This window comes from Lachnospiraceae bacterium JLR.KK002, assembly GCA_036941025.1.
In the GTDB taxonomy this organism is placed as follows: Bacteria; Bacillota; Clostridia; order Lachnospirales; family Lachnospiraceae; genus Petralouisia.
This window is the reverse complement of the sequence record JAYMNP010000001.1, coordinates 2,742,794-2,761,837: the sequence shown is the minus strand read 5'-3', so window position 1 is coordinate 2,761,837 and position 19,044 is coordinate 2,742,794. Positions and strand designations below refer to the sequence as shown.

Genomic DNA, 19,044 nt, shown 5'->3' with positions numbered 1-19,044 from the left:
CCATAACATCAGGGAGGTAGGCAATGAGCATTATTTATCATGAAGAAACAAAGGTATTTCATTTACATAACGGCGAAATCAGTTATATTATGATGATTCTTCCCAACGGGCAGATGGGGCACCTCTATTTCGGGAAAAAAATTCATGACAGGGAAAATTTCGGGGATTTGCTGGAAACAGCGCCCCGCCCCATGTCCTCCTGTACCTTTGAGGGAAATAAAGCATTTTCCCTGGAACATATCAAACAGGAGCTGCCCGTCTATGGAACCGGAGATTACAGAAGCCCGGCTGTGGAGGTAATCCAGGAAAACGGCAGCAGGATTTCAGATTTTCAGTATCATTCCCATCATGTGGAAGCCGGAAAGCCGGAGCTTCCGGGGCTTCCGGCCACCTATGCGGAAGATTCCAAAGAGGCGGAAACCCTTATGCTGAATCTTTATGATTCTGTGACCGGAATCCGGGCGGAAATGTTTTATACCATTTTCGCTGGAAGGCCGGTGCTGGCCAGAAGTGTCCGTTACATCAACAACGGAAACAGGCCGGTACAGCTTGGGAGAGCCATGAGCCTTTGCCTGGACCTTCCGGACTGTGCGTACGACTGGGTACAGTTTTCCGGCGCATGGGCAAGGGAACGGCATGTGAAAACGCGCCGTCTTACCATGGGGGTGCAGTCTGTGGGCAGTATGCGGGGCAATTCTTCCCATGAGCACAATCCGTTCCTGATTTTAAAGCGTCCGGATACGGGGGAACAGCAGGGAGAGGCCATAGGGTTCAGTTTTGTATACAGCGGCAATTTCCTGATGCAGGCGGAGGTGGACGCCCATGACAATACCAGGGTGCTGGTGGGCATTCATCCCGATACCTTTGCATGGCATCTGGAGCCGGAAGAAAGTTTCCAGACCCCGGAGGCAGTGATGGTATATACGGATTCCGGTTTGAACCATATGAGCCAGACGTTCCATCAGTTATTTCAGAAAAGACTGGCAAGGGGTTACTGGCGTGACCGTGTCCGTCCCATCTTAATCAATAACTGGGAAGCTACGTATTTTGATTTTACCGAAGATAAGCTGGTACATATTGCAAAAAAGGCAAAAGAGTGCGGCGTGGAGCTGTTTGTACTGGACGACGGATGGTTCGGCGCCAGAAGCAATGATTTTGCGGGCCTTGGCGACTGGGAGGCCAACAGAGAGCGCCTGGCCAACGGAATTACCGGGCTGGCAGAGCGGATGGAGCAGATTGGCATGAAGTTCGGCCTGTGGTTTGAGCCGGAAATGGTGAACAAAGATTCCGACTTATACCGGAGCCATCCCGACTGGATTCTGCAGGTTTCCGGCAGAGCCAATACCCATGGCAGAAACCAGTATGTGCTGGATTTCTCCAGAAAAGAAGTGGTGGACCGTATTTTTGAAATGATGGCAAAAATCCTGCGGGAAGCAAAAGTATCCTATATTAAATGGGATATGAACCGAAGCATTACGGAATGTTTCAGCCAGGCCTACAGCCCAGAGCGGCAGGGCGAGATTTTCCATCGTTATATTCTGGGAGTATACGATTTGTATGACCGCCTGACCAGGGAATTTCCGGAGGTGCTGTTTGAGTCCTGCGCCAGCGGCGGCGGCCGGTTTGACCCAGGCATTCTCTACTATGCGCCCCAGGGCTGGGCCAGCGACAATTCCGATGCGGTGGAGCGTATGAAAATTCAGTATGGTACCTCCATGTGTTATCCTGTCAGCAGTATGGGCAGCCATGTGTCAGTGATACCAAACCATCAGGTGTTCCGCAATACGCCGCTGCACACCAGAGCAAATGTGGCATACTTCGGAACCTTCGGCTATGAGCTGGATTTGAATAAACTGACGGAAGAAGAAATTGAAGAAGTAAAAGAGCAGATTGCTTTTATGAAAGAATACCGCAGCCTCCTGCAGTTCGGCACCTTCTACCGGCTGAAAAGCCCCTTTGAGGGAAATGAAATGGCCTGGATGGCAGTCAGCGAGGATAAAAAAACAGCAGTGGTGGGCTGGTACCGGGTGCTGAATGTGGTAAATGACCGTTTTACACGGGTAAAACTGCAGGGTCTGAATGAAAATTTCTGTTATGAAAACAGCCGGGACGGTTCCAGAGTTTACGGAGATGAGCTGATGAATATGGGACTGAATACTTCAGACGCCACAGCAGGGCAGACGCCGGACGATCAGGCGCCCTGTACGGATTTTGAGTCGAGGATTTATATTCTGAAAGCAGTGGGACAGGTGGAAGCATGAGTGGAAAAGTGAAAAGATTTTGTTTTATGTTATTCGGAATTCTGCTAATCGGAATTTGCGTGGCAGCTTACCGGATGTCCGGATTCGGGGTGGACCCCTTTACCTGCATGAATCTGGGCATCAGCAAATTTATTCATATGCAGTTTGGAAACTGGCAGTTAATTGTGAATGTGGTTTTGCTGGTTCTGGTGTTTTTTACGGTCCGTCACTGCATCGGATTGGGAACCGTGGTGAATATGGTCTGTGTGGGCTATATCGCAGATTTCCTCTGCTGGGTCATGGAAGATGTGGTTCACCTGGAAATGAACTGGGGGCTTAAGATTCTGATGCTTGCCATCGGTCTGCTGTTCGCATCTTCAGGAGCGGCCATGTACATGGTGGCAGATATGGGAATTGCTCCCTATGACAGTGTGGCCTTTATCATTGAAAAATTCACTAATGGGAAAATCCCCTTTAAATATGGGCGAATCTGTTCCGACGTGGTGGTAATGCTGGTAGGTGTGGGATTCTGCGCGGCCTCCGGCAATTCCATCTGGATGGTGGTGGGACTGGGCACCCTGCTGAACTCCATGTTTAACGGACCGTTGATACAGTTTTTCCGCGGAAAATTTGAAAAAAGGCTTCCGAAAGAAAATTAACTGACAGGTAATGTTCCCCCGCAGGGTGTTCTGCGGGGGAGTTTTGCATGTAACAGGGCAACTTATCTGAACAGACACTGTTTTCAGGTTACTGGAACACCCGCAGGGTGTGAACAGTAATGTTTTCAGCAGCAGAACCGAAAACTTCCATGTAAATCTGGTTGTAAACAGCATATCATAGCTGTTATAATATGAAATAAAAAGGATGGGAGAATAATCAATATGATTGATTTACTGGATAAAAGCAACTGCCCCGCCATTGAAGAAATAAGCGAGTATGTGAAAAACCCTGTTTTTATGGAATTCTGTTCCGAAATCAGGAACACATATAACTGCAGGGAAAAAACAGAGTACAGTTCATGCAGCTGGAAAAAGGGATGGAATCTTAAATTTAAAAAAGCCGGAAAAACATTGTGCACCATATATCCGGGGGAATATTATTTTACGGTTCTGATTGTGGTTGGCAAAAAAGAAAAAGAGTCTGTGGAGGCAATCCTGCCGGAATGTACTCCGGAACTGTCTGATATATACCATCGGACACAGGAAGGAAACGGGCAGAGATGGTTAATGATTGAGCTGGAAGACAGGAACGGTCTGTATCAGGATGTTCTGCGTCTGATTCAGATTTGCGGAAAGAAGTAAAAGAATATAATTATTATTTTCAATTTATCCTGACAAAGTATGGAACGGATGTTGAGAAGAATTTGCCGGATAAAAAATCAATGATTTTTGAAAGTTTGCATGGTGCCGGTTCCGTTTCCCGGCCGGCACCGCAATATGGTTGCCGAATTAATCTTCCATATCCTCTTCTGATATAAAATCATACCCGCGCTCCATCAGCATTTCCAGATATTCCTCAAAGCTGTCGGCAATGATTTCAATTTCATCCGGGTCATGGAGATACCGGGCAATCTGTCCCTTTTTTCCTTTGGGAGACGGAGAGAAATCAATAAATAACTGGGAGGTGCCGCCGTTATTCATGCAGTCGGAAAAATGCAGCCAGCACATCTTTTCAGAATCGTCCGTGATTTTCTCGTCAATGGAAACCTGGTCGAATTCCCGGTCGATATATTCTTCTATCCAGTCAGAATCATCTTTGTCCATCATCTGTTCTGCAGATAACAGATAGTAAGGGTATTCTTCCAGGTCAGAGCCCAGAAAGAAAAAAGCGACGGTCTTTTCCCCATATGTTCTCCAGTATGTTCCGTCTGCAAACTCCAGCAGATGTACCAGACTGTCCGGAATATCCGGGTATAAAGCCCGCAGTTTTTCCAGATGTTCTCTGCTGACCCCATGTACTGTGTGCTCAAAGTCATCCCATTGTTCCTGTCCGTGATTGTCATAATATGCCTTTTTGAGGCCTTCCGTATATTTTTGTGCGATATCCATGGTTTCCTCCCTGTTCCGTATGCTTTTTATCCGTTCCGGCAGACTATAACTTATATTATACAGGGAATTCTCTCTGAAAACAAGTAACTTGCAAATACCGCCGAATCCCTTTATAATTTAATCGTAACAGTTCAGACAAGCTGCCCTGTTACATGCAAAAATCCATTTAAAATTGCTTCGCAATGGGATTTTTGCTCTCCTGAATCATATTCTCACGGTCAGCGCAGCAGGTGCGCAGACCTGTCTGAACTGTTACATTTAATCGTTACTGTTTGCAGATATGTCGTGAACGTAACCATGCTGCACAGAAATGGGCATTCTGATTATCAGGTAATTGCGAAACTCAATAATTGTACCAGTTTCATGTGCAATTCGAAAAATATTTCATAGAAAGTGTAGAAATTGTACATGAAATTTTGATAATTTAATAGTTTCGCAATTGCCTGTTCTGCTTACAACAGAAGGGAGAAATACATGACAGGGAACAGAGGAAAACGCCTGAACCGGTATGTGGAGGATTATGTGGTATTTGATCTGGAGACCACAGGAGTCCGGCCGGGGCTGGACAGGATTATAGAAATATCGGCGTTAAAGGTCCGGGGCCATCAGGTGGAAGATCAGTATACGACGCTGGTGAATCCGGAAATGAGGATTCCCAGGGCTGCCACAGCAGTCAACGGAATTACCGATGAAATGGTAAAGGACGCGCCGGAGATGGAAGAAGCAGTCCGGGGCTTTCTGGATTTCGTGGGAAATGATATCCTGGTGGGCCATAATATACATACTTTTGATATGATTTTTATCTGTGATGCTGCAATGGAAACGCTGGGGGCAGATATTGGCAATGATTATATTGATACTCTGTATCTGGCCAGAAAATGCCTGCCGCAGCTTTCTCACTGCAGACTGACGGATGTGTCCGCATATTTCCGGATTAATACAGACGGAGCCCACCGGGCCCTAAATGACTGTGCGATGAATCAGAAATGCTATGAGGAACTGGGAAAGATTCTGGTAGAGATGCAGCAGAATCAGCCGGAGATTCTCTGCCCCAGGTGCGGGAGTGAAATGGTAAAGCGCAGAGGAAAATACGGGGAATTTTACGGATGCAGCAATTATCCCGGCTGCCGGGGAACCAGAAAAATTTAAAGAAACGCGGATGAAATCATTATTTTCCCAGGCAGGAATGATAAAAATGTGAGAGGACAGAAGGGATGGGAGGAAGTTATGTTTGGACGAAAGCGGAAAAATCACGGGGCGGTTCAGCCTTATGATTCCTCAGCACAGATACCGGTGATTCGCGCCAGTATCTGCACCGGGGAGCAGGTGGCCGGATTTAAAGACAGAACATCCGGGAAATTTACGGAGGCTATGCTGATTCGGGGTCAGCAGGATTTGCAGGAATTCTGCACCCGGTATGAGGTAAATCAGGAAGATATTAAGAAAGAGTGGTAAATATATGAAAGCATTAGTGATAGCGGAAAAGCCCAGTGTAGGCCGGGACATTGCCAGAGTCCTGGGCTGTACAAAGGGAGGCAGTGGATTTCTGGAGGGAAAAGATTATGTGGTTACCTGGGCATTGGGCCATCTGGTGGAGCTTTCCGACCCGGAAAGCTATGGAGAGCAGTGGAAAACATGGAAAATGGAAACATTGCCCATGCTGCCGGAAACACTGGAAATTCAGGTGATTAAGAAAACAGGGAAGCAGTATCAGACTGTAAAAACCCAGATGTACCGCAAGGATGTGGGAGAGATTATCATTGCCACAGATGCAGGCCGGGAAGGAGAGCTGGTGGCCCGCTGGATTATTCAGAAAGCCGGGGTCAGAAAGCCTATGAAGCGGCTGTGGATTTCCTCGGTAACGGATAAGGCTATCCGTCAGGGATTTGCGAATCTGAGAGACGCCAGGGAGTACCGGGACCTGTACGAGGCGGCAGTGGCAAGAGCGGAAGCAGACTGGCTGGTAGGCCTGAACGCCACCAGAGCGCTGACGGTAAAGCATAACGCACAGCTTTCCTGCGGCAGGGTGCAGACGCCCACCCTTGCCATGATTGCGAAACGGGAAGCAGAGATTAAGAATTTTAAGCCCAGGTCTTATTACGGTCTGAAAGTAAAGGGGAACGACGTTGTCTGGAGCTGGAAATCCAAAGACAACAGCGTTACCACATTTTCTGAAGAAAAAATCCGGCAGATTCAGGAAAAAGTTACAAACAGTACCGGAACAGTGGAGGAAATCAGAGAGAAAAAGCAGAAATCCTTTGCACCTCAGCTTTACGATCTGACTTCTCTGCAGCAGGACGCCAATCGGATGTTTGGATTTTCCGCAAAACAGACACTGGATTATATGCAGCGTCTTTACGAGCACCACAAGGTGGTGACTTATCCCAGAACGGATTCCAGATATCTTACGCAGGATATTGTGGAAACTCTGCCGGAGCGTGTCAGGGCCTGCCGGGGAGGAAGCTATAACACGGTATGCGGCAAACTGCTGAAATCTCCCATACGGGGTAATAAATCCTTTGTGGATGATAAAAAAGTCTCCGACCATCATGCCATTATCCCCACGGAACAGGGAATCCGCCTGCATGAACTGGAATACGGAGAACGTAAAATATACGAACTGGTGGTTTCACGCTTTCTTGCCGTTCTGCTTCCGCCCTGTGAGTATCGTCAGACCGAGGTGACGGTGGCATGTGCGGGAGAACGGTTCGCGGTAAAAGGAAAGATTATGGAACAGCCCGGATGGCAGGAAATCCGCCAAATCCAGGAGGAAGCCGGAATTCTGTCCGAAGAAGATACTGAGGAGAATGCGGAGAATTTCGCGCAGCTCAAAGAGACCGGAGGGAGTTTGCCGGAATTTGTGAAAGGGCAGAAAATCCTGTTCGGGGAAGGAAGTATCACGGAAGGAAAGACAAAACCGCCTCTGCCCTTTACGGAGGCCACCCTCCTTGCAGCCATGGAACATCCGGGGAAATACATGGAGAATTCTGACCAGGAGCTGAAAAAGACCCTGGGAGAGACCGGAGGGCTGGGAACCGTGGCCACCCGTGCGGATATTATCGAAAAGCTGTTTAACAGTTTTATGATTGAAAAGAAAGACCGGTATATCCATCTGACCTCCAAGGGCAGACAGGTGCTGGAGCTGGCTCCTCAGGGACTGACTTCTCCGGAACTTACTGCCAGATGGGAGCAGCAGCTTGCGGATATTGCAAAAGGAAAAGCCAAAAAGAAAGATTTTGAAGCGGAAATCCGAACGTATACGGCGGATATTGTAAAAGACATCGCAGCTTCCTCCAAAACGTACCGCCATGACAATCTGACCGGGAAAAAATGTCCCGACTGCGGAAAATTACTGCTGGAGGTCAACCACAAAAATGGACGGATGCTGGTATGTCAGGACCGGGAATGCGGCTACCGGAAAACGCTGTCCAGAGTGACCAACGCCCGCTGTCCCCAGTGCCATAAGAAAATGGAGCTGGTGGGAGATGGAGAAAATCAGCGGTTTACCTGCGTGTGCGGCTACCGGGAAAAACTTTCTGCGTTTGAAAAACGTAAAAAAGACAGCGGCGGGGGCGTGTCAAAAAAAGAGGTGTCCAGATATATGAATCAGTTAAAGCAGGAAGCCAGAGAGCCGGTGAACAACGCCTTTGCGGATGCTCTGGCGAAGCTGAAACTTTGAGAACGGGCCTGTACAGGAATGAAAGAAAAAGGGCTGCTGCGGCAAACTTACGGTATGCTGCAACAGCCCTGAATATTACTCTTCCGGAGAAATTTCCTGCGGCTGTTCTTCAAAGAGCTCAAAATCCTGCGAAGATTCCTGCGGCTGTTCCTCACAGAGTTCAAATTTCTGTACCATTTTATTCAGTATTTCAGCCTGGGAGGCCAGTTCCTCTGAAGTTGCAGAAGTTTCCTGAGAAGCTGCGGAATTATCCTGAATACCCTGGGCCATTTCTTCAATACCCAGACGGAGCTGTTCCATATTTTCCGCCTGAACAGCGGCATTTTCAGCGGTTTCCTGTATCATTTTATTTACCTGGCTTACTGCGGAGACAGATTCTTTTAATGAATCCATAACACTGCCGGCAATGGTATTTCCTTTGTTGATTTCTTCCATCGAGATTTCAATCAGTTCCTTTGTGGTGTTGGCTGCTTCAGAGCTTTCCAGTGCCAGTTTTCCGATTTCATCGGCAACCACTGCAAAGCCTTTTCCTGCTTCGCCGGCACGGGCGGCTTCAATAGAAGCGTTCAGAGAAAGAAGATTTGTCTGTGAGGCAATATCTTCGATGGTCTGGATAATACCAACGACCTGCTGAGAGGTCTGCCTGATTTTCTCCATGGCGTCCGTCATCCGTGTCATGTTCTTCTGGTTCTGTTCAATGATTGCAGTGACCTGAGCGGTTGCTTTGGCTGAATTTTCTGCTTCTCTGCGGCTGTTTTCCACCTGTTCCGCCACAGTGGCGGTGGTAGCGGTAAGCTGTTCGATGGCTGCGGCCTGTTCTTCCGCCCCTTCTGCCAGAACCTGGGAGGCTGAGGCCAGTTCCATGGCTCCCACAGATACATGCTCTGAGCTTTCTGAGATTCCGGCCATCACCTGATTCATGGAATCGGAAATATTGAGCAGAGCAGTTTTTATCTTCTGAAATTCACCTACATAATCATTTTTCAGATGAATACTCAGTTTTCCGTCGGCAACCTGAGCCAGTACGTCTGCAGTCTCATCAATGTATTCAATGTATTCTTTCAGCCTGCTGACTGTTTTCCGGATAGATTCACCCAGTTCTCCGATTTCATCTTCGCTTGTAATCAGAAGATTCACATCCAGATCCCCGGCGGCAAGCTGCTGAGCCGTATGGTTCAGTTCCAGAATGGGTTTTGTCAGGCTGGCGGAGCTTTTCCGGATTCTGAATGCGATCAGTGTAATGCCGGCGGCGAAAATAACAATCAATGCCAGGACCATTGCTGTCAGTGTTGCATAATATTCTGACATGGGAAGGCTGCTGAGCACAATGTAGCCGGTATCGCCGGCATGTTGCAGAGAACCGTACTTTGTGACGCCGTCTGCCTTGTATTTCATAAATTCATCCTTTTGCGAGGTAATCGCATCCATTACATTCTGAGATGTGTTTATGTCTGTTACATGTTTCTGTATAATATCTTTCTGGGGATGATACAGGAACATACCGTTTTCTGACAGCAGCAGAACATATCCCTTTCGGCCGATTTTGTATCCGCTCATCACTTCGGTCATATGATCCAGGGCGATATCCATACCCACTGCGCCCAGAACCTCTCCGGTAGCGTCATCATAAACCGGGGCTGCGGCGCTTAAAACCATCTTTCCGTTGGTGGAATCCACATAGGGCTCTGTAAGTATGGTCTGTTTGTGTTCAATACAGCCATACCATCCGCGGCCGGTGATATCCCATTCTTCTTCATTCGTGAGCCCGTCGGACTGGAGGAAGGAACTTGCATCCAGATCAGCAATCCATACGGCCATCACATTTTCGGAATCGTTTTCTGCAATGTGTGAGAGGTTGTCCAGAACTGTCTGCATTTTTTCCGCCTGGCTGATGTTGCCGCCGGCTTCTGTCTCCAGCATGATATGTTTGATTTCCGGATTGGCAGCAAGGAGTTCCACACCTTTGGTATACTGCTCCAGAAATCCGGTCAGCTGATTTGCGGCTGCATTGGATTCCTCGGTCAGCTCTGTCCTTTTTGACGTAATGCTCAGCCAGCCCACCATATAGATGGAGACAGCGGCTATCAGCAGAAGCACCAGGATAACGCTGCCGCCAATCTGGCGGAGGATTTCGTCTGCAATTTTTTTTCTGGAAGTTGTTCCGTTCGTCTTTTGTTTCATAAATGTCCTCTTTTCTCTTATTTCATAAATGGCTCCCGACAGTATTCTTTTTTATTATAACTTCTTTTCTCAGTCAGCACAATAAGAAGTTTGTACTGTTCCGTGAACTGTTACGTGAAATGTGCCTGTAAGAAATTATTTACCGGTCTCTCAATGCCGGCCGGTACGCCGGATTTTATGAACCACGGATTGCAGATAGTTTGAGTATCGGGTATAATATGGGAAATGGAGGTGGAGCCATGAAGAAACCATTGCCGACAGGTGTTGATAATTTTGAAGATATGATAAAGTCTGACTATTACTATGTAGATAAAACAATGCTCATAAAAGAATTACTGGACTTAAAAAGAAAAGTTAATTTATTCACCCGTCCCAGGCGTTTTGGAAAAAACCTTAATCTGAGCATGTTGCGATACTTTTTTGAAGATACGGGAGATGCCAGAAGGAACGGGGAACAGAAAGAACTGTTCCAGGGGATGAAAATTATGGACGCCGGGGAAAGTTATACAGGGCAGATGGGAAACTATCCGGTGTTTGAACTGACGCTGAAATCGGCGAAGCAGGAAGACTATGATGTGGCTTATTACATGATACAGAACGCAGTCAGCACGGAATTTGAACGGCACAGAAGGCTGGTGGAAGCGGGGAAAGAATGTCTTTCTCTGAGAGAATATGAGCAGTATACTGCTGTTGCAGAAGGAAAGGCAGAAGAGAGGGCAGTAAGAAATGCACTGCAGTTATTCTGCCGGTGTATGTATAAGATTACCGGAAGGAATACGGTGATTCTGATTGACGAGTACGACGTACCGCTGGAAAATGCATATTTCAGAGGTTTTTATGACAGGATGGTCAGTTTTATCCGCTCCCTGTTTGAATCTGCATTAAAAACCAATGATTATCTGCAGTTTGCTGTGATTACCGGGTGTCTGCGGATTTCAAAAGAAAGTATATTTACGGGATTGAACCATCTTAATATTATCTCTGTACTGGACAGAAAATACAGTGAGCATTTTGGATTTACGGAACCGGAAGTTTTGCAGATGATGGAATATTATGAAGTGGGAAATCGTTTTCCGACCATGAAGGAATGGTATGACGGATATTTGTTTGGAGATACAGATGTTTATAACCCATGGAGTGTGATTAAGTTTCTGTATGATCTGTATTCCGATGTAAATGCATTTCCGCGTCCCTATTGGATCAATACCAGTTCCAATGATATTATTAAAGATATGATTGCCAGGGCTGACCGGGAAATGAAAGGTCAGATTGAAATGCTTCTGGAAGGAGGTACCCTGGATATTCAGGTACATGAAGAAGTAACTTACGGAGATATGCACAGTAACAGTGAAAATCTCTGGAATTTCCTGTATTTTACAGGATATCTGACAAAAGAAAGTGAATATTTTAAGGAACTGTCAGTCTTTTTGCGGGTGCGGGTTCCAAACACGGAAGTGAAGACCATTTATCAGAATACGGTTCTGAACTGGATGAAAGGTATGATAAAAAAAGAAGATTTTCATGATTTATACCGTGCCATGGAAGATGGAGATGCCCGGAAAATGACGGACATATTAAACGGTCAGCTGTTTCGTACCATCAGTTTCTATGACAGTGCGGAAAATTTTTACCATGGGTTTCTGACGGGAATTTTAAGCCAGAGCGAGAATTATCTGGTGAAGTCCAACCGGGAATCGGGAAATGGGCGTTCTGATATTATGGTGAAAAGCCCCTCACTGCGGGGCAGGTCGTTTGTTCTGGAAGTAAAGGTATCGGATTCCATTGATGATCTGGAAAAGGATGCAAAAAGGGCTCTGAATCAGATTTATGAGAAAAGATATATGGAGGAACTGCGGACGGAGGGGTACAGAAGAACGGACTGTTATGGCATTTCCTTTTACCGGAAAGACTGTGAGGTATGTTTCGGAAAAGAAGATGGTAGCGGTATTTGATGAACAATATATGATAACAGGAGAGGAGAGAGCACATCTCCTCTTTTTCATCTTATAGGAAATACCGTGTCACTGTGAAGTGCTAAAGTATATAGATTTCCTGTAAGAGAAAACCATTATACACAGAGTCTGCCTACTTTGTTATTAAGAAAAGTGCTGTAAAAAATGCTGAATTGACGACATATTTTCGTCTTTTTTTACAAAATGCGAGAATGAAATATCTGACACTTGACGGTTTTTAACCATAAATGCATAATGAATTTGGGAGTAGAAAAAATATAATCAGTTCTTTTAATTCTATATAAAGGGAGAGGGAGCCATGTCAGACAGCCAATATCTGTATAATTATTATCGTCAGAGATATTACAATTCATGTAGTGAAATCAACAGTTGTGAACATCAGATTTATAATCTTAATAATGAGAGGCGGCGTGTTGTTGACCGGATTAATCAGCTTAACAGGGATATCAGAGAAACCAGGTCGGCTCTTGACAGCCTGAAGGCTGTTGCTCAGCGGGAAAGCAGTTTAACCAGCAGGCTTTCTGCCGTCTCCGGTAAGACAGGGCAGGCTGCAGCGAATTTCAGCGGAATGGTTCATGCCAGCGATATTGTCAGTAAAGATATTACAGAAGTTTTTGGCAGTGAAACAACAAAAACCAAAAATGCATTAAATGGTGTGTGGAATACGCTCAAATCAAAGAAAAGCAGCGTCGATACGAAGCTCTCCGGTTTGCAGAATGATTTAAATCAGGCAAACAGCAATCTGCAGAATATTGACGGATGTATTTTCACAAATATAAAAGAGGAAAAACAAAATCAGATTTTTACAATGCAGTGGCCCCTGCTTTGAAGAAAAAATAAATTTGCGGCCGGGAGAGTTCAGTATAATGAAAAAGGGGAAGATACCATGAAGTGGAAAAGCCGATGGATGTCTGTTGTAATCGTACTGTTTCTGGCAGTAAACAGCATACCGGTTGTTTATGGGGAAAACGGTAATGTGGATCATACTGATACGGAGGAAGAAACTGTTTCTCCCTCGATAACCTTTCATCTGCCTGAAGGCGACGGAAGTGTCAGGGATGATGGCCAGATATGGTATAAAAATAATAAAGAGCTGGAGTTGATTGTCCAGGATGAAGATTCCGGCATCTGCAATGTGGATGTCTCTGTCAATGGCATTGATGTTCCGGAAGATAAAAAAGCGACAGCATTGTTAAAATCAGAAAAAGGGGAAGGTTCCTGTAATCGTGAGCCACTGCACTATGTTTTCGATTTGGATTACTTTACTGCTGTCTGTGAAAGGGCAGGAGACAGGCAGTCTGCAGAAGAAGGAAAGTATGAGATTGCCGTTGCAGTCACAGACCATGCAGGAAATGCGGCAAATTATAATGCGGAATATTTTATAGATAAAGTTCCTCCTGCTGTTTCCGGGATTGCTTTTATTCCGGAATTACCTGACGGAATGGAAGACACAGCAGAATTAATAGAAGAGTTTGCCATTGATGAATTTACATATGGCTATTATTTCAGAGCGGATTATCGTGTGGTTGTAAATGTTACGGATGATGTTCCTTCTTCCGGCCCTGGCCAGATGAAATACCGTCTGGTGCCTTATGAAGATGGAGCGGAACAGGAAGAAATTACCGGGTCACTGGAAATTGCAGATGGGAAAGCAGAGCTGGAAATACCGGAAGGATTTCGAGGAAGAATTTTTGCGGAAGTATTCGACTGTGTGGGTAATTCACAGGGGGAAAAGCTGGTAAAGGCAGAGGATAACAGTGCCCCTGTAATTGAAATTACAGATATGGCGGATACCGGTTACCAGGACGGGGCCGGAAACCGGCTTTATACGGAAGGCAACAGCTTTACTGTAAAAATTACGGATGTTGTTTCCGGAATCAGAGCATTTGGATATCGGCAGAATGCAGAACAAAATCCCTGCGACAGACGGATGATTACCCTGGATAACGATGAATACGCTCCGGGAGAGAATCTGGGAGATGGCTGGCTGGTAACGGGGATGGAGGACAACCTTGTCACACAGGTTACAAAGACATATGATTTTACTGCCGATGATAATAACGTTACTGTGATTTTTGATGCTGTGGATGGTTCCGGAAATCAGATTCAGGATGTACGGAGCGAAACGTTTACCATAGATAAGACTTCTCCGGATATCAGGGTTGAATTTCAGGATGACAGAACTGCATATTATAAACAAAGCCGGGTGGCCAGGATTACGGTGACGGAACGGAATTTTGACGCAGGGCTGACAGATATCAGGATAGAAAATACATCCGGAGATGTACCGGAATATGTGTTTGAAGAAATATCGGAAACAGAGCATGTAGCTGTGATTGATTTTGGCGAAGGTGAATATACCTTTGAGCTCCAGGGGAGAGATTTGGGAAATCAGTCGGCCAGGATTGCATATGATGGAGAACCTGTGGAATCATTCTGTATTGACAGAACAAAGCCTGATGTCAAGATTACGCATATTGATGGGAATTTTCAACAATCCGTTAAGGCAAATATTACCCTTTCAGATTCCCGTTCGGGCATTGCAAAAGTGGAATATCTGTGGGACGACGGATTTTTGTTACAGGAAGGAGAATCAGAATACAGAACGGATTATGCGGAATTTAAAGGTTATTCGGACGACAGGACGGAGTTTGAGCTGATTCTGCCCTGGCATCTGGCTAAGACTGTACCCGGCAACAGGCACACCCTTCATCTGAGGGTTACCGATAAAGCAGGAAATGTCTATGACGACGAAGAACCTGTTACAGATTCGGTGGGCAGTGATATGCTTCCGCCGCAGATTGAGCGTATTGAAATAAGAAAACCTCAGAGTGATAACTCAGAAGGAATACTGAAATTTTTTACCTTTGGTACATTTTATAAAAATACCGTTGAAGTTGCAGTAAAAGTAAATGATAATGAGGCCAGGGAAGAATTCTATGCTTCCGGAGTAAAGAGCGTGAAAATAAATGATAAGGAAGCGGTTCAAAGCGAAGAAAGCGATGAATATGTCTTAGCTGTCCGGCCCGATGAAATCATGACTGCCATGCGTATTCGTGTCGAGGATCGTGTGGGGCTGCTCACCGAGGCACTGGCTACGGATATTCCTGAACGGGGATTGGTCCGGAGCAATGATTTAATCGTTGAAGATGATGTTCCTTCCATAGATTTTGGCGGTATTTTGAGCCAGGCCCATGAAGATGGCCAGGGACGTATGTGGTTTGGCGCGAATGACGGCGATGTTGAAATGAAGATTACGGCCGCCGATTGCCAGGGGCCATTGCATAGCGGGTTATATTCCGTTACGGTGAAAGATAATGGCAGGGTGGAATATGCCAGGTCAGATTTTTCTTTTAAAACAGAAGAACATACGACAGTTTTCCGGATTGGTGATTTGAATGACGGAGAGCATATTTTCACAGTGGAAGCGGAAGATAATTGCGGTAATACTGTCAGCAGTTCTGTCACTTTCTACAAAGATACAAATCCTCCTGAAAAGGGGAGCATCGCCGCAATTTCACCGGAAAGCGTAAACATCGGCGGCAGCCAGTGGTTTGACAGGGAGGAAGTGATTATATTCCGTGTGGATGCCGCCGACACTGCCTCAGGGCGATTCTGAAAGTTCTTACCTTTGGCGTATATTCAAACGATACATTAATTTTGAAAGCCTATACAAAAGAAGTTGCTTTTGACAGTGGCATTGATTATGCAGCAGTTCAGTATGTGGGATTGGCGGAGCCCCTCAGGATAACTGATGAGGGTGAAGGGGTATTTTCGGTAAAAATTCCCGCAAAAGAAGCAGTTTTTGAGAGCGGCATTATTGTGAAAGTGTATGACAGGTATGGAAAAGTAAGCCTTTCCTGTCCGAATATAGCAGATACCGGAGGAGAGGCTGTCTCAGCAGGCATACGGGTAATGACAGAAACGGATGTGCCGGCAGTCACCTTCAGCCTGCCGGGAAGTGACAGCATATTTGGAGCAGACGGTCCTATCTGGTACCGTTCAAATAAAACAATTAAACTTTCGGTTCAGGATGAGCACTCCGGCCTGAACAATGTGGATTTGTCTGTGAACGGCGCCGATATTCCGGAGGACAAAAAAGGCAATGCGTTGTTAAAAGCGGAAGTGGCGGAAGCAGCGGACGGGCCCAATCGTGATAAACAGAACTATATATTCGATACAGGTTATTTCTCATCTGTTTGCGGAGAAGCCAAAAACGGAAAATATGTAATTACCGCTCAAACCACGGATAATGCAGGAAATGAAGCCGATCATAAAGTTATCTATTATATGGATGAAACTGCGCCTGAGATTGAAATTACAAAGAAGGCAGACACCAGTTACCGTGATGCTGCGGGCAATCCTCTTTATGTGGGGACAAACCGCTTTACTGTCGTGATCACTGATACTGTTTCCGGAATCAGGCAGATTGGCTATTTGCAGAGTGCGGAACAAAATTCTTATGACAGGAAGATAATTGAGCTCAATCCTGCCGGGTACAGCTTAAACGCCGAGCTGGGAGATGGCTGGAAAGTGACGGGCACAGATGGCAATCTTGTGACCCAGGCCACAAAAACCTTTACTTTCCCGGAAGATGATAATGATGTCAGATTAACCTTTGACGCAATGGACAATGCACGGAACAGGACAGAGAATGTCCAAAGTGAAATATTTACTGTTGATAAAACGGCGCCTGTTATCAACGTTGTATTCCGCGAAGACGATGATACGGATATGTATTATGAGCAGAACCGCATTGCGGACATTACGGTGACAGAACGGAATTTTGATGAAAATCTGATAAAGGTGGAAATTGAAAATATGTTTGGCGCTGTGCCCGGATATTCATTTGCAGAGATTTCCAATACGGAACATACGGCTGTTATTGATTTTGACGAGGGCGATTACATGTTTGATATGACGGGAATGGATTTGGGAAATCATCCCGCAGTTGTGAATTTCAGCGGCGGCAATGAAAACATGTTTTATGTGGATAAGACCAGGCCTGTGGTGCAGGAGAATTTTGCTGAATTTGGCAATGCAGCGGAAAACAGTTTTAATACGGATAAAACGGTAAACATTACGGTTACAGAGCATAACTTTGACCCGGAGCTTCTGAATCTGAAAATTATGAGAAAAGAGGCGGGAGAAGAACACAGCCCGGAGGGGATGGAAGATGCCACAGGTATGGTTCTGGGAGGCGCAAGGTGGGACAGCACAGGAGATGTCCACACAATTTCTTTTACCTTTGACTTTGACGGAGTCTATCGTATGGAGATGACGCCCGCTGATTTAGCGTCCAATACTGCGGAACCATGCAGCACCGTTATCTTCGAGATTGATAAAACAGCGCCTGTTGTCAGTATGAAAAACGGTTCCTTTGTGGGAGAGGATGATACGGAATTTCTGGATGTATATCCCTGTGAAAGGAAGGAAGAGGCTGCACCCACCGTTGTATTTGAGGATTTGAATCTGTCGCATCTGGAATATAAGCTGACCGTTTACATCCCGGACTATTCCACTTCGGATGCAGTGGCAATGAAGCCGACAGTAACGAGCGGAACAATTGAAGATAATAAATATACTCTGTCGGATTTCAAAGAAGACGGCGTATATGCCCTGGAACTGGTGGCAGTGGATGTTGCGGGCAATAAAAGCGCTGTTAATTATAATACCTATGCCCGTATGGTCAATCAGGATGTGCTGGCGTTTCTTATGGAGAGCAATCCTGAGAAAAAAACAGGTCTGTATTCCTTTGAATATGAAAATGGTGAAGCAATCAGCAAAAAACCTTCCGATTTCCAGGATCTGAATATTTTTGTAATGACGAAAAAAGAAACCGGGACGGATATTGTCCTGCGGGACAGCAACGGACAGGAAATTGTTACCAACGCCCAGTGCATGGAGGATAACAGCATTTATGGGATAGGTATCTGTAATTATCTTTTGAGGGCGGATTTTTTCAGAGAAAATTTCCAGGATGATACGGACGTGGAGCTGCAATTGACGGTTAAAAATCAGGGGCGCCGCATTGATCTGGGCAAAATGCATATTGACAATATTGCTCCAACCTGTGTCATGCCGGATAATCTGGATTCCTGGCATTGGTTTTACGGTGAAACGGAGCGTACTTTTACCCTTTCAGGTATCAGCGAACTGGTAGATGAAAGCCATTGTGCGATTTATGACAATGGTCAGAAAGTGCCCTTTGCCTATTCCGGTGATGAGAGAACAATTACCTTCTCCCTTGAGAAAGGATGGCACAATGTGGGCATTGTTCTTGACGATATGGCAGGCAATGCAAATAATATTCAGGAGAAAATAAATCTGCATATCGGTTATTTCTGGCTTTGGGTTATTGTGATATTGTCTGTACTTGTTGTCACATCTGTTATTTGTATTGTTATCTACAGCAGAAACAGAAAGAAGCGGGAGACTGACTGACAGCGGGGCAGTAACAAAACAGAACGGTGAATGGGGAGAATCCGGTTTGGGAAAACACAAAATGTAAATCCTCAGTCATAACCGCCCTTTTTCCCTCATACATTATAAAAAAACAGTGTATGAGGGAATTTCGTTGAAAGGGTACATAGAAGAACGGGCGATTAATATTGCTAATTATATAATTGAGGAAAATGCCACAGTAAGGCAGACGGCCAAAAAATTTGGAATCAGCAAGAGTACGGTACATAAAGATGTCACCGAACGTCTCATGCAGATTAACCCCGCCCTTGCAGCCCAGGCGAGAAAGGTACTGGACGTAAATAAATCGGAGCGGCATATCCGGGGCGGTCTTGCGACCAGAGAGAAGTATCTGCACCAGAAAGGTGTTGTCTGACAAATATTGGGAAGAAAAGGACAGATAAGATGATTCTGCGTGAATTCCGCTGATATGTTACCGCCGGAACAGCAAATCTGTCCTT

General features: G+C 45.7%; 13 protein-coding genes. 11 read left to right on the top strand and 2 right to left on the bottom strand.

Translation table 11 applies throughout. The features are described from left to right. Positions 1-23 precede the first annotated feature (23 nt). From VSQ32_13520 to VSQ32_13510, 3 genes are all read left to right on the top strand, one after another. Positions 24-2,261 (top strand): alpha-galactosidase, encoded by a 2,238-nt coding sequence (locus VSQ32_13520; GenBank protein MEH2943853.1) that lies wholly within the window; start codon positions 24-26, stop codon positions 2,259-2,261. Further along, the gene (locus VSQ32_13515; GenBank protein ID MEH2943852.1) at positions 2,258-2,899 is read left to right on the top strand and encodes a hypothetical protein; all 642 of its coding nucleotides are present in this window, start codon (positions 2,258-2,260) and stop codon (positions 2,897-2,899) included. The genes VSQ32_13520 and VSQ32_13515 overlap by 4 nt, the downstream gene beginning before the upstream one ends. A 222-nt stretch (positions 2,900-3,121) precedes the next feature. After that, on the top strand, positions 3,122-3,541 hold the full coding sequence (locus VSQ32_13510; protein MEH2943851.1) for a DUF3788 domain-containing protein: 420 nt from the start codon (positions 3,122-3,124) through the stop codon (positions 3,539-3,541). A 147-nt stretch (positions 3,542-3,688) separates the two neighbouring features. Here VSQ32_13510 and VSQ32_13505 read toward each other — a convergent pair whose 3' ends face one another. Continuing rightward, positions 3,689-4,288: an SMI1/KNR4 family protein gene (locus VSQ32_13505; protein ID MEH2943850.1), complete on the bottom strand. Its 600-nt coding sequence runs from the start codon at positions 4,286-4,288 to the stop codon at positions 3,689-3,691. A 474-nt stretch (positions 4,289-4,762) separates the two neighbouring features. Here VSQ32_13505 and VSQ32_13500 point away from each other — a divergent pair, with 474 nt between their 5' ends. From VSQ32_13500 to VSQ32_13490, 3 genes are all read left to right on the top strand, one after another. Further along, positions 4,763-5,437, top strand: coding sequence for an exonuclease domain-containing protein (locus VSQ32_13500; protein MEH2943849.1), 675 nt, complete (start codon positions 4,763-4,765; stop codon positions 5,435-5,437). Between the two features lie 78 nt (positions 5,438-5,515). After that, the gene (locus tag VSQ32_13495; protein MEH2943848.1) at positions 5,516-5,743 is read left to right on the top strand and encodes an aspartate dehydrogenase; all 228 of its coding nucleotides are present in this window, start codon (positions 5,516-5,518) and stop codon (positions 5,741-5,743) included. A gap of 4 nt (positions 5,744-5,747) precedes the next feature. Further along, a complete protein-coding gene (locus tag VSQ32_13490) occupies positions 5,748-7,967 on the top strand; it encodes a DNA topoisomerase III (GenBank protein ID MEH2943847.1) in 2,220 nt (739 codons plus the stop codon). A gap of 75 nt (positions 7,968-8,042) precedes the next feature. Here VSQ32_13490 and VSQ32_13485 read toward each other — a convergent pair whose 3' ends face one another. Beyond that, on the bottom strand, positions 8,043-10,148 hold the full coding sequence (locus VSQ32_13485) for a methyl-accepting chemotaxis protein (protein ID MEH2943846.1): 2,106 nt from the start codon (positions 10,146-10,148) through the stop codon (positions 8,043-8,045). A gap of 239 nt (positions 10,149-10,387) precedes the next feature. Here VSQ32_13485 and VSQ32_13480 point away from each other — a divergent pair, with 239 nt between their 5' ends. The 5 genes from VSQ32_13480 (at position 10,388) to spoIIID (ending at position 18,959) form a co-directional block, all read left to right on the top strand. Further along, positions 10,388-12,100, top strand: coding sequence for an AAA family ATPase (locus VSQ32_13480; protein ID MEH2943845.1), 1,713 nt, complete (start codon positions 10,388-10,390; stop codon positions 12,098-12,100). A 319-nt stretch (positions 12,101-12,419) separates the two neighbouring features. Next, positions 12,420-12,950, top strand: coding sequence for a type VII secretion target (locus VSQ32_13475; GenBank protein MEH2943844.1), 531 nt, complete (start codon positions 12,420-12,422; stop codon positions 12,948-12,950). A gap of 57 nt (positions 12,951-13,007) precedes the next feature. After that, positions 13,008-15,740, top strand: a complete 2,733-nt coding sequence (locus VSQ32_13470; GenBank protein MEH2943843.1) for a hypothetical protein — start codon at positions 13,008-13,010, stop codon at positions 15,738-15,740. 41 nt (positions 15,741-15,781) lie between these two features. Then, positions 15,782-18,565, top strand: coding sequence for an Ig-like domain repeat protein (locus VSQ32_13465; GenBank protein MEH2943842.1), 2,784 nt, complete (start codon positions 15,782-15,784; stop codon positions 18,563-18,565). 133 nt (positions 18,566-18,698) lie between these two features. Further along, complete coding sequence (gene spoIIID, locus VSQ32_13460) at positions 18,699-18,959, top strand: sporulation transcriptional regulator SpoIIID (GenBank protein ID MEH2943841.1); 261 nt, start codon at positions 18,699-18,701, stop codon at positions 18,957-18,959. Positions 18,960-19,044: the final 85 nt, after the last annotated feature.

Coding starts and splice junctions, on each gene's coding strand:
- VSQ32_13520 (MEH2943853.1), top strand. CDS start 24: ATGAGCATTATTTATCATGAAGAAACAAAGGTATTTCATTTACATAAC.
- VSQ32_13515 (MEH2943852.1), top strand. CDS start 2,258: ATGAGTGGAAAAGTGAAAAGATTTTGTTTTATGTTATTCGGAATTCTG.
- VSQ32_13510 (MEH2943851.1), top strand. CDS start 3,122: ATGATTGATTTACTGGATAAAAGCAACTGCCCCGCCATTGAAGAAATA.
- VSQ32_13505 (MEH2943850.1), bottom strand. CDS start 4,288: ATGGATATCGCACAAAAATATACGGAAGGCCTCAAAAAGGCATATTAT.
- VSQ32_13500 (MEH2943849.1), top strand. CDS start 4,763: ATGACAGGGAACAGAGGAAAACGCCTGAACCGGTATGTGGAGGATTAT.
- VSQ32_13495 (MEH2943848.1), top strand. CDS start 5,516: ATGTTTGGACGAAAGCGGAAAAATCACGGGGCGGTTCAGCCTTATGAT.
- VSQ32_13490 (MEH2943847.1), top strand. CDS start 5,748: ATGAAAGCATTAGTGATAGCGGAAAAGCCCAGTGTAGGCCGGGACATT.
- VSQ32_13485 (MEH2943846.1), bottom strand. CDS start 10,148: ATGAAACAAAAGACGAACGGAACAACTTCCAGAAAAAAAATTGCAGAC.
- VSQ32_13480 (MEH2943845.1), top strand. CDS start 10,388: ATGAAGAAACCATTGCCGACAGGTGTTGATAATTTTGAAGATATGATA.
- VSQ32_13475 (MEH2943844.1), top strand. CDS start 12,420: ATGTCAGACAGCCAATATCTGTATAATTATTATCGTCAGAGATATTAC.
- VSQ32_13470 (MEH2943843.1), top strand. CDS start 13,008: ATGAAGTGGAAAAGCCGATGGATGTCTGTTGTAATCGTACTGTTTCTG.